This is a genomic window from Rhizobium sp. 21-4511-3d (genome assembly GCF_053522545.1).
In genome coordinates, this window is sequence record NZ_JBNWCF010000024.1 from 17,202 (window position 1) to 30,688 (window position 13,487).

Sequence of the window (13,487 nt, forward strand, 5' to 3'; positions counted from 1 at the left end):
GTCGAAAGTCCCGGCCCCCTGAAGACCAAAGTCTTTAGACGTCTCCGGACCTTTGGAACTATGCCATGGCCTCCCCCGAAGACATCATCTGATCATCGCAGATAATGCCGTTCACTTTCCACCGGATTTTTGCGCTCGCGGCATGACCGCACAGTAAAAACCGGAAGGCGACCGGAATAGCCCTGCGATTTCACACTGGGGATCAAGCATTGGCGAAACGATAACGTTTCCAATGCAATCGGAGGGGAGAGTAACATGGTCACCTATATTCGCTCGGATCTCGATTTCATCTTGGCGCAGATCAAGATTGCGGAGGCGCATTCCGCGGGAGCCACGCTCTACGGCGAAGACGGCTTGATCCCGGCGTACAACGTCGCCTGGGGCCTGCGCACGGTCGATGGCAGTTACAACCACCTCCTGCCCGGCCAGGAAATGTGGGGCGCCGCAGGTGCCGAGTTCCCTGAACTGATGTCGCCGATCTACCGGCCCGCTGATGGCACGCCCTTCGATCCCGACGGCCCGAACGGTCCGGCTCCGGCGATGCCGACGGCACCCAACTACAACCCATCGAACAATCCCAATTCGCTGGTCTTCGATTCCAGCCTCCGCACGATTTCCAACCTGCTCGTCGATCAGACCCTCGGCAATCCGGCCGCGATCCTGACCGCACTTGAGCGGGCCGGCGCCGCAAGTCCGATGACTGATCTCCCCTTGGTTACGGCGATCTACCAGACGTTCAAGCCGGCTTCGGATGCAGAATACCAGGCGCGCGTCGCGATGCAGAACGCGAAGGCTGCGGCCGATGCGCTCGGCGATGGCGATCCCAACAACACGCCGACCCCGGAAGAGCAGACAGCGCTGGATGAATTGGCGGAGGCCACGGCAGCCCATGCCTTGACAGTAAGCGCTCTCGAAGAGGCCCGCACGGTGCGCGACACGGCGCTTGAGCCCTTCGGCATCACCATGCAGGGCGACAATGTCTACCTCCCCGCCGTCGCGCCGGATGAAGGTCTCTCCGCACCGTTCAATTCCTGGTTCACCCTGTTCGGCCAGTTCTTCGATCACGGCCTCGACCTGATCAACAAGGGCGGCAGCGGCACGGTGTTCATCCCTCTGGCGCCCGATGATCCGCTCTATGTCGAAGGCAGCCATACAAACTTCATGGTGCTGACCCGCGCCACGGTTTCGCCCGGCGCAGACGGCATCATGGGCACCACCGACGACGTGCGCCCCGTCAACACCACGACCTCTTATGTTGACCAGAACCAGACCTATGCCTCACATGCATCGCACCAGGTCTTCCTGCGCCAGTATCAGCTCAATGCCGCGGGCGACCCCGTGGCGACCGGCAAGCTGATCGAGGGCGCAAATGGCGGCATGGCCACCTGGGGCGAAGTGAAAGCTCAGGCGAAGACGCTGCTCGGCATCAACCTGACGGACGCGGACGTCGGCGCCGTGCCGCTGCTGCGCACTGACCCCTACGGCAATTTCATTCCCGGTCCGAACGGCTTCCCGCAGATCATCCTCGGGATCGGCGCCGACGGCATCCCCAACACGGCCGATGACGTCGTACTCGAAGGCAATCCGGCCGCCAACGGCGGACAAGGCGTCTCGACGACGGGCGCCATCCGCACCGCCAGCGCGTTCCTCGCCGACATCGCGCACGAAGCTGTGCCGATCGGCAAGATCGCCGATGGCGACATCACCATCGGCCTCGGCAACCCGGGCAATGGCGATACCGAATATGATAACGAGTTGCTGGACGCGCACTTCATCGCCGGCGACGGCCGCGTCAACGAAAATATCGGCCTGACCGCCGTCCACCATGTCTTCCATGCCGAGCACAACCGGCTCGTCCAGCACACCAAGGACACGGTGCTGGCGAGCAACGATCTGACCTTCATCAACGAATGGCTGGAAGTCGATCTGGTTGCCCTGCCGACGCCCGCACAGATCGCAACACTGGTCTGGGATGGCGAGCGCCTGTTCCAGGCAGCCAAGTTCGGCACCGAGATGCAGTACCAGCATCTCGTCTTCGAAGAGTTCGCGCGCAAGATCCAGCCGAATATCAACGTCTTCCTGGTGCCGGATGGCTTCGACACCACCATCGACCCGTCGATCGTCGCCGAGTTCGCTCACGTCGTCTACCGCTTCGGCCATTCGATGCTGACCGAGTCGATCGACCGCTTCGATCCGTCGTTCAACGAAGATCATATCGGCCTGATCGAAGGCTTCCTCAATCCGCTCGCCTTCGACGGCGGCGACACCGGCGTTGCTCACTCGATCACCGACGACATTGCGGCTGGTGCCATTGTCCGCGGCATGACCCGGCAGGTCGGCAACGAGATTGACGAGTTCGTCACGACGGCGCTGCGCAACAACCTGCTCGGCCTGCCGCTCGATCTTGCAACGATCAACCTCGCCCGCGGACGCGACACCGGGGTGCCCTCATTGAACGAGGCGCGGCGCACCTTCTATGAGGCCACAAACGAGGACTCGCTGCTCAAGCCCTATGAGAGCTGGGTCGACTTCGCTGGTCACCTCAAGCACGAGGCATCGATTATCAACTTCATCGCCGCCTATGGCACACATGAGCTGATCACCGGAGCCGATACGCTACAGGAAAAGCGCGACGCGGCGCTCACCATCATCACCGGCGTCTCCACGGGCGGGGTCGTCGTGCCGACAGACCGGCTCGACTTCCTGAACGCTACAGGCGCCTATGCCGGCGGCTCGCTTGGCGGCCTTGAAAACGTCGATCTCTGGATCGGCGGCCTTGCCGAACAGATCATGCCCTTCGGCGGCATGCTCGGCTCGACCTTCAACTTCGTCTTCGAAGTGCAGATGGAAAAGCTGCAGAACGGCGACCGCTTCTACTATCTGCAACGCCTCGACGGACTGCACCTCTTCGGTGAAATGGAAAACAACTCCTTCGCCGCGATGATCATGCGCAATACCGACGCGACGCATCTGCCGTCCGACGTCTTCTCGACGCCCGGCCTCATTCTCGAAGTCGACCGTACCAAGCAATACAATCCCGGCCTTGGCGAAGATGCCGGCGCTGACGGCATCCTGGAGGACGATCCGAATACGGTGGTCAATGAAAGCGCCGACAACCGCGGCATCGATCCTCTCGGCACCAGCCTGCTGACGCCTCTCGTCATTCGCGACAATCCGGCCACCGCCGGCGCCGACGCCAACTACCTCCGCTACACCGGCGGCGACCACGTAGTCCTCGGCGGCACCAACGGTGACGACACGCTTATCGCCGGCATCGGCGACGACACGCTCTTCGGCGACGCCGGCAACGACCGGCTGGAAGGTGGTTTCGGCAACGACATCATCAATGGCGGCGATGGCCACGACATCATCGTCGACAGCGGCGGTGACGACAACATCAAGGCCGGCAAGGGCCACGACGTCGTGCATGCCGGCCCGGGCCTCGACCTTGTGATGGGCAATGACGGCCAGGACTTCATCTTCCTCGGCACCGACATGGGCTCGGAAGTCTTCGCCGGCACCGGCAACGACTTCATCTACGGCAACAAGAATGCCGAACGCATCCTCGGCAACGAGGGCGACGACTGGATCGAAACCGGGACCTTCGACGGCGCCCCCGGCGACAACTTCGACGAAATCTTCGCCCATGACGGCATCGACGGAAACGACGTCTTCCTCGGCGACGGCGGCTTCGACGAGTTCATCGGCGAAGGCGGCGACGACATCATGGTCGGCAGTGCCGGCCGCGGCAAGATGGCCGGCATGTCCGGTTTCGACTGGGCGACCTACAAGGACAATACGCTCGGCGTGAATGCCGACCTGTCGCGCCCGATCGTCTTCGACGAGGCTCCGACCCTGCCGCAGAACGCCGCCCTCGACGAATACGAGTCGATGGAAGGCCTGTCAGGCACCAGGTTCGCCGACGAGCTCGGCGGCACCGAAGACGTGGCGGCCGACCGCGCGAGCCTCAACAACGGCGGCGCCAGCGGCTATCTCGGCAGCGTGCTCGATGCCCAGGGCATCGCCCTGATCTCAGGCCTGCAGGCCGTCCTCGGGGCGGGCGTCACCTCCTTTGCCGGTGGAGACATCATCCTCGGCGGTGACGGCAGCGACAGGATCCAGGGCAATGGCGGCGACGACATCATCGATGGCGACAAGTGGCTGAACGTCCGCATCGGCATCATGAGTGGCTTCAATGACAACGGCCCGACCGGAACGGAAATTGCCGGCAATCCCAACATCAAGAGCATGACGAGCCTCGTCACGCTTGTCGTCAACGGTGCGTCTGTTACCAAGACGCTCGCTGCCTGGATGTTCGAAGGCAGGATCAACCCCGGCCAGCTGCAGATCATCCGCGAAATCACCACGGCCGGCGCGGACAACCTCGCCGATACCGACACCGCCATCTTCCGCGGCGACCGCGGCGAATACGCCTTCTCGGCCACCACGGACGGGCAGGTCATCGTCACCCATGCGGTCGAAGACGCAATCGACGGCAGCGACCGGCTGCGTAACATCGAGAAGGTGGAGTTTGCCACGGGCGGCGCACTCAACATCATTGTCGGGACAGCGAATAGCGACGTGCCGCTGAACGGAACCGCGACCGACGATCTGATCCTCGGCCTTGCCGGGGCAGATACGCTGAACGGGTTCGCCGGGGACGATATTCTCGTTGGTGGTGCTGGCGGCACAACGGCGACGAATACCTATTCCGATACCTTCGGCGCTCAGACATATACCAGCAATGCCGGCAGCGCCAATTTCAACGGAGGCTGGACAGAAACCAATGACGGCGGTGGCGGTGGGGGCGCAAATCCGGCTGCTAACGGCGACATCGATATCAACGGCGGCCGCCTGCGCTTCAATCAGAATGTTGATGGAGGTGAAATTATCCAACGCGCCGTCAATTTGACGGGCGCAACGTCGGCAGTGCTCACCTTCAACTATGAGGACGACGATCTTGGCGCGGACCAGAGCGTGATTGTCGAAGCGCTTAATGTTGTGAGCGGCCTTTGGGAAACACTCACCACCGGTAGCTTTGGTGGGATACTGGGTAGCACTACGACAAACGGCGCGGGCAATTTTGCTGCCACCCTGAGTGCCAGCCAGATTGGCGCGACATCGGCCATCCGCTTCCGCACCACAGGAGACGGAAGCAATTGGGATAACGGTGACAATTTCTATATCGACAACGTGCTGATCACCGCAACAGTGCCTGCAGCCAATGTCGGCGTAGATACCCTCAACGGTGGCCTCGGCAACGACACCTATTCCTTCTCGCTCGGCGACGGCACCGACGTCATCAATGAAGGCGTCTCGGCCACCAGCGGCGGCACCGCGGACAAGATCTCGATCCTGGCGCCAGTCACCGGAACCGATGTGGATGGCCTGCCGATCTACACCATCTCCGCGCTGAATGTGGTGGACAATAACGGCACCAACAACGATGGCGATCTCGTCATCGACTACAGTCTGCCGAATGGCGCTAGCTCGGTAGCCCAGAGGATTACCGTCGCCAACCACTTCGATGGCGCCAATGCGGAAACCGGCGTCGAACTCATCAACTTCAACGGCGCCTTCTTCAATGGCTACCAGCTGGTCGGCGACTATGCCATCAGCCGGGCAGACCCGACGGGCGGTACACGCACCGTCAATCTGTCTGCCTCGACGATCAACAACCTCATTGCCGGTGAAAACACTGATAATGACGCCATCACCGGCGGCAGCGGTAACGACCTGATCTTCGGCGGCGGCGACAATGACGATCTTGTCGGCGGTCTCGGCGACGATCTTCTGGTCGGCGGCACCGGCAACGATGATCTCGACAACCGTCTGAATGCAGCCCTCGACGATTTCGAAGGCGCGATCGGCGCCGACACGATGGTCGGCGGCGTGGGCGACGATACCTACGGCGTCGACGACTTGCTCGACGTCGTTGTCGAAGCCACAGGTGAAGGCACGGATACGGTCGAGACCTTCCTCGCCGAACTTTCGATCGCGGCGATGGCCAATGTCGAAAACCTGACCTTCCTTGGCGCCGATGCCAGCCAGTTCGTCGGCACCGGCAATGCGGGTAACAATATCATCACTGGCGGCGATCTCGCCGACACGCTGAGCGGCCTCGCCGGCAATGACACGCTCAACGGCAGCCTCGGCGCCGACACGATGATCGGTGGTGACGGCAACGACATCTATCAGGTCGATGAGGCCGGTGACGTCGTGACGGAAACGTCAGCGGATCTCCTCGTCGGCGGCACCGATCGCGTCGAATCCGACATCGACTATACGCTCGGCGCCAATCTCGAAAATCTGGACCTCAACGGCGCTGCTGTCAGGGGCACCGGCAACACTCTCAACAACGTCATCAACGGCAATGGCGGAGCCAACCAGCTGTTCGGCGCTGGTGGCAACGACACGCTCAATGGCGATGACGGCAATGACCTGCTTGATGGCGGCGACGGCAACGACACGATCAGTGGCGGCGACGACAACGATACGATCATCGGCGGGGCAGGCGACGACACCATCGATGTTGGTGGTGGCTTCAACACCATTGTCTACAACGCACCAGGCTTCGGCGCTGACACCATCAACAGCTTCGACAGCGCCGGAGGCACCGCAGCCAACCAGGACAAGATCGACCTCAGCGGGCTCGGGATCACGGCGGCAAACTTCGCCAACCGCGTATTCGAATCCGCCTCCGGCGCCAACACGCTCATTACCATCCGGGAGAACGGAGCGTCTTCGACTATCCAGGGTACGATCCTGATCAACGGGAGCAACACGGGGGCCATCGATGCCACGGACTTCACGCTGGCGGCGGCAGCTCCGACGAGCACGATCACCGGGACCGAAGCCGCCAACACGCTCAACGGAGTGGGAACCACATCCGAGACGATCAACGCGCTCGGCGGCAATGACACAGTCAACGCGAATGGCGGCAACGACGTGGTCAACGGCGGTTCGGGTGCGGATACCCTCAATGGCGGCGACGGCAACGACACGCTCAGCGGCGGCCTTGGCATCACGTCTGTGAACTATGCCGACAATTTCGAAACTCAGAGCCAGGGCAACACCAATGGCACGACCACCTGGGATCCCGACTGGATCGAGAGCGGGGACAGCGGTGGTGTCGCTACGGGCCAGATCCGCATCGACGCCGGCAACAACAATGTCCTGCAGTTCATCGGCGGCAACGGCGGTGATTTCAACGGGGCGCAAATCCAGCGCAGCGTGGATCTCGCCGGTGCGACCACCGCTACGCTCAGCTACTCGATCGTCGAGAGCGGGCTGGATACGGGCGATGACTCGATCGGGGTGTTCTTCTCCCGTGACGGGGTGACCTTCGTCCAGGTCGATACCATCAACGATGGAACCAACACCGTGCCGACCAGAACGATCGACCTCAGCCTGTTCGGCACCGGACCATTCACCGCCAATGCCGCCATCCGCTTCGTGGCCTCGAGCCTCGAAACCGGCGACAGCGTCAACATCGACAGTCTGACGATCACCGCCACCGGAAGCCTTGGCGTCGACACCATCAACGGCGACGCCGGCGACGACACCGTTATCTGGAATGCTAATGCTTCCGGCGCCACCGATGGCCGCGATATCGTCAATGGCGGAACGGAAGGAGCCGCAGGCGACACCTTCGTCATCAACGGCAATGCCACGGCCGAGGCCTACACGATCTACACCAGGGCAGCCTGGCTGGCGGTCGCGGGTAATGTCGCGGCAAACCTCAATGCCGCGACCGAAATCGTCGTCACCCGCAACGGCAGCAACAATGCCTCCGTCATCGCGGAACTCAGCGAGATCGAGGAAATCCGCATCAACGGTGTCGATCCCTCCGGCACATCCGGCAGCGCAGGGGCCGACAGCTTCAATATCGTCGGCGACTTCTCGACGACCAGCCTGCGTCTCAACACCATCACCATCGATGGCGACGCAGGCGACGATACGATCGATATCTCGGCGCTTGGTTCCGCCCACCGCATCGTCTTCCGCTCCAACGGCGGCAACGACACGATCATCGGCACGCTGCGTCCGCAGGATGTCATCGAGCTCGCCGCCGGCACGACCGCCGCTGACTACGAGATCACGACCGGGGCAAACGGCGTGACGACGATGACCAATGGCGAGCACAGCATCCAGTTCACCAGCGAAGGCGGGCTGCCGCAGTTCAATGGTGAGGGTGCGGCGGCCGAAGAGGAAGAAGACGATGCCGGCACACCGCCGGTGCCGACACCGCCGACCACTCCAACCCCGCCGGCAGCAACGACAGGCGCCATGATCGCCGGCACCGCAGCAGGCGACGTTCTCCTCGGTACGGCGAATGGCGAAACGATCGTCGGCTTCGCGGGCAATGACGTGGCAACCGGCGGCGCCGGTGCCGATATCATCCGCGGCGATGATGGCGACGACTTCCTCAATGCCGAAGGCGGCAGCGACATGGTCTTCGGCGGCGCCGGAAACGACGATCTGCTGGGCGGCGATGGCAACGACATGCTCTATGGCGACGCCGGATCCGACCGCGTCTTCGGCGATGCCGGCGACGACATGATCCAGACCGGTACGGGCAACGATACCGCCCATGGCGGGGACGGCAACGATCTCTTCGTGGCCGAAGCGGGTGACGGCGACGACACCTATTACGGTGACGCCGGCAGCGACACGCTGGATCTGGCGGCGATCACCGCCAATCTGAATGTCGATCTCGGCAGCGGCTTCATGGGCCGGGGCAGCGCCTCCAGCACGCAATCCGGCACCGATACGCTCTGGGGCATGGAGAATGTCGTCACCGGCTCCGGCAACGACACGATCACCGCCAATGCCGCCGCCAACATTCTCGACGGCGGCGCCGGAAACGACAGGTTCGTCTTCCTCTCCGAAAAGGATGCCGATGGCGACACCATTATCGGCTTCCAGCCCGGCGACAAGATCGATCTCAGCGCCACCGACGCCAATGGCGGCCTTGCCGGCAACCAGGCCTTCACGCTGGTCAACGGTTCGACGCTGACAGGCGCCGCACAGCTGATCGTCACGCATGAAGTCCGCGCCGATGGCGACTACACGGTCGTCCAGGGCAGCGTCAATGGCGACAGCAGCGCCGAGCTGCGCCTCAGCATCAAGGGGAACCACAACCTCACCACTTCGGATTTCAATCTCTGATCCGAAACGTCAGGTGCGCCGGAAAACCCGGCGCACCTGAATTCCTGTCATCAAAGAAGTGGTGAACGACATGCGCCCCAAGAACCCGCTGACCGGAGCCAAGCGCAAACAGGTCGAGAAGCTGACATCCGGATTGAGAGGGATTTTCGTGTTCCTCTTCTTCACCTCCGGCGCCATCAATATTCTCGCACTGACCGGCTCCTTCTACATGCTGCAGATCTACGACCGTGCGCTGACGAGCGGCAGTGTCCCGACGCTGCTCGGCCTCTCGGCGCTCGCCATCGGCCTCTACCTCTTCCAGGGCCTCTTCGACATCATCCGCTCGCAAATCCTGGTGCGCATGGGCGCCCGGCTCGACAGCCGTCTTGCCCCGCTCGCCCATCAGGTGGCAATCGACATGCCGCGTTTCGGCTTCTCGACGGCCGAAGCGCTGGAGCGCGGCCGGGATGTCGATACCGTGCGCTCCTTCCTCGGCAGTCAGGGCCCGGTGGCGCTCTTCGATCTGCCCTGGATGCCGCTCTATCTCATCTTCGTCTACATGCTGCATCCCTATCTGGGTGCGCTGACCTTCGCCGGCGCCTTCGTGCTCTCCATGCTGACGATCATCACCGAGCTGATGACCCGGCGGCTGGCGAGCGCCACGCACAAATCCGGCATCGAGCGCAACGCGATTGCCGATTCCAACGCCCGCAATGCCGATATCCTCAAGGCCATGGGCTTTGCCGGGCGGGCCGTCGAGCGCTTCAATCGCGCCAACCAGGATCATCTCGAACTGCAGACCCGCACCAACGACATCAGCGGCACCTTCGGGGCGATCTCCCGCGTGCTGCGCATGATCCTGCAATCGGCCGTGCTCGGTCTCGGCGCCTGGCTGACGATCAAGGGCGAGCTTTCGGCAGGCGCCATCATCGCCGCCTCCGTTGCCTCCGCCCGGGCGCTCGCCCCTGTCGATCTGGCGATCGGCAACTGGAAAGGCTTCGTCGCCGCCCGCACCGCATTTCTGCGACTGAAGGAAACCGTGATCGCGCTTGCCGGCGCCGAGCCGCCGATGGCGCTTCCCGCCCCCAGCCGCTCGTTGAAGGTCGAGAAGATCACCATCGCCGCCCCCGGCTCCGGCCGCGTGCTGCTCAGCGAGGTCAGCTTCGAGGTTGCCGCCGGGCAGGCGCTCGGCATCATCGGCCCGAGCGGCGGCGGCAAGACGACGCTCGCCCGGGCACTCACCGGCGTCTGGCCGACGCTGCGCGGCAGTGTCCGGCTCGATGACGCCGAACTGACCCAGTGGTCGGACGACGATCTCGGCCAGCATATCGGCTACCTGCCGCAGGATGTCGCGCTGCTGGATGCCTCGATCGAGGAAAACATCTCGCGGCTCGAGCCGCAGGTCGATGCCCGGGCGATCGTCGATTCAGCCCAGACAACCGGCATCCACGAAATGATCGTGCGCATGCCGGAGGGCTATCGCACGGCTCTCGGGCCACAGGGCGTCTCGCTCTCGGCGGGGCAGCGCCAGCGCATCGGCCTTGCCCGCGCACTCTACCGCAATCCCTTCATCGTCGTCATGGATGAGCCGAACTCCAACCTCGATGGCGAGGGGGAAGCGGCGCTGACCCAGACGATCAAGGCCGTGCGCGCCCGCGGCGGCATTGCCATCGTCATCGCTCACCGGCCAAGCGCATTGGCCGCAGTCGATATGGTCGCCGTCATCCAGAGCGGAAAGATGGTGGCCTTCGGACCCAAGGACGAGATCCTCAAGCCCGCAGCCGCCGAAACCGGCAGCCGGCCGGCCGCCATGACGCAGCTTGGATCACGCATCACCGCGAGGATGTCAGAATGATCGAGGTCAAAGGCACCAAAACCGCAAAGACCGAAGAAGACCCGCACGACCGCTACGTCCTGAAAAGTGACGACAAGCTGTCCCGCGTCCCGGTCTTCCTTTCCCTGCTGCTGACGGGCTTTGCGCTCTATCTGAAAAGCGCACTCGGGAGCCCGCAGGAAGCCCCACGCGGCGGCGAGCCCGATCCGCGCCGCCCCGCCAGCGACGAAGGCGATCTGCCGCCGATCGACGTCGAGACCGCGGGCGCCGTGGTCCGCATGCCCGACGAAGAGATCGGCGGCTCCTACTCCGGCGGCAAACCGGGTGGCGTCGTGCTCTCCGGCCACAAGAACCGGGTCAGCTATGCGCTCACCGATTCCGACGCCATCGAGTTCAACCGGCTGAACCTGCCGAGCCTGTCCCTGCTGAAGAGTTTCGGCGGCGTCTCCGCCTCCTTCCACGCCTCCAACGACAATGCCTGGACCGGGCCGCGCCAGGTCCAGCCGGATCCCGGCCCGCGCGCAGGCGGCGCTGATCGTTCTTCGAACGCAGAACCAACGGCGAAACCGGTCAACCGCGCTCCGCGTACCAACGGCCCGGTGACACTCGCCGATATCTCCGGCTGCGGCCTGGCGCTGATTGGCCTTGCCGATCTGCTGCGCGGCAGCATTGATCCCGATGGCGACCTGCTGTCGATCAAGGATATTGCCGTGTCCTCGGGAAAACTCGTCCAGACCGCCAGCGGCTGGAGCTTCGACGCCGCCGGTCTCGGCCCGGTCACCATCACCTACATGATCAGCGACGGCCGTGCCCTGGTCTCGCAGACGGCGCATTTCTCCGTCGTCAAGGCACCACCGATCACCGGCACATCGGGCGACGACCTGATCGCCGGAACTGCATGCGCCGACGATATCGAAGGCCTCGCCGGCAATGACAATATCGATGCCCGCAGCGGCAACGACGTGATCAGCGCCGGAGACGGCAACGACCACATCCTCGGCGGCAGCGGCAATGACACGATCTTTGCCGGCAATGGCAACGACATCGTGCTTGGCGGCCTCGGCGACGACCATATCTGGGGCGGCGCCGGAAACGACCGGCTCTATGGCGAAGACGGCCGGGACAGCCTCTTCGGCGAGGCCGGCGACGACCTCCTCAGCGGCGGCGGCGATGCCGATCTGCTGCGTGGCGGCGATGGTGCCGACCAGCTCTATGGCGATGCCGGAAACGACATCATCGACGGCGAAGACGGCAACGACCGCCTCGATGGCGGCGACGGCGACGACGTTGTCCTCGGCAGCGCCGGCGACGATCACCTCGCAGGCGGGACCGGCCGCGATGTGCTGAGCGGCGGCCAGGGCGCCGATACGGTCAAGGCCGAGGATGGCGATGATACCGTCACCGGCGATGCCGACCAGGCCGACGACATCTATGACGGCGGCGCCGGAACCGATACGCTCGACTATTCCGCCCTTGCCGAGGCCGTCGCGATCGACCTCGTCTCCGGCGAGGCCGAAAGCAGCGAGATCGGCTGCGACACCGTCACCGATTTCGAGATCGTCCGCGCCGGATCAGGAGACGATACGCTCACCGGCAGCGATGGCGCCGACGAGCTGCATGGCAATGCCGGCGATGACGAGATAAGCGGCGGCGCCGGTACCGATCTCGTCAATGGCGGCGAAGGAAACGACACCGTCACCGGCGATTTCGACTGGGCTGCCGACAGCTATGACGGCGGCGAAGGCGTCGATACGCTCGACTATTCCGCGGCGGTCCTCTCCGTCGTCGTCGATCTCGTCGCCGCCAATGCCAGCGGCGCCGAAATCGGCACGGACAGCATCAGCAATTTTGAGGTGATCAAGACCGGCGACGGCGACGACGTCCTGCGCGATGGCGACGGCGAGGAATTTCTCTTCGCAGGCGATGGCGATGACACGGTCGAAGCGCGGGCCGATGAAGCCGACGACGTCTTCGACGGCGGCGATGGCGACGACACGATCGATTATTCGCAGACCGCCCATGGCGTGCTGATCGATCTCGAAAGCGGCAAGGCGACCGGTTTCGAAGTCGGCCAGGACATTATCGAGGGCTTCGAAAAGGCCGTCGCCGGCTCCGGCGAAGATGTCATCCGGGCGGGACTGACCGCCGCCGTCATCTCGGGCGGCGATGGAAACGATACGTTCGAATTCACCGTCCCCGCCGGCGAAAGCAGCGCCGATGTCGTCCACCAGATCCTCGATTTCATGGTCGGCGATCGCATCGACATCTCCAAATACAAGATCTTCGAGGACGTGCTCGACGGCATCGAGGAGCGCTTCGAGGACATCTACGGCGACAAGGCTGATGCCACGCCGCTGCCGATCCGCGTCCGGCACGAGGGAACGGACGAGCTCAGCCAGACGCTGATCGAAGTCGATATGGACAAGGACGAGCATTACGAGATGACCATCAATCTCACGGGTCACCATCTGCTTGTCATCGTCGAGAGTGTGTAGAGACGGGG

General features: G+C 63.4%; 3 protein-coding genes. All 3 read left to right on the top strand.

The window, feature by feature from the left end:
* The first annotated feature begins 255 nt into the window (after positions 1-255).
* The 3 genes from ACQZ5H_RS31390 to ACQZ5H_RS31400 all read left to right on the top strand — a co-directional run bounded on the left by ACQZ5H_RS31390 (position 256) and on the right by ACQZ5H_RS31400 (position 13,479).
* A complete protein-coding gene (locus tag ACQZ5H_RS31390; RefSeq protein ID WP_449100060.1) occupies positions 256-9,171 on the top strand; it encodes a peroxidase family protein in 8,916 nt (2,971 codons plus the stop codon).
* 70 nt (positions 9,172-9,241) lie between these two features.
* Positions 9,242-11,005, top strand: coding sequence for a type I secretion system permease/ATPase (locus ACQZ5H_RS31395; protein ID WP_449100061.1), 1,764 nt, complete (start codon positions 9,242-9,244; stop codon positions 11,003-11,005).
* On the top strand, positions 11,002-13,479 hold the full coding sequence (locus ACQZ5H_RS31400; protein ID WP_449100062.1) for a calcium-binding protein: 2,478 nt from the start codon (positions 11,002-11,004) through the stop codon (positions 13,477-13,479). Before ACQZ5H_RS31395 ends, ACQZ5H_RS31400 begins: the two co-directional genes overlap by 4 nt.
* Positions 13,480-13,487 lie beyond the last annotated feature (8 nt).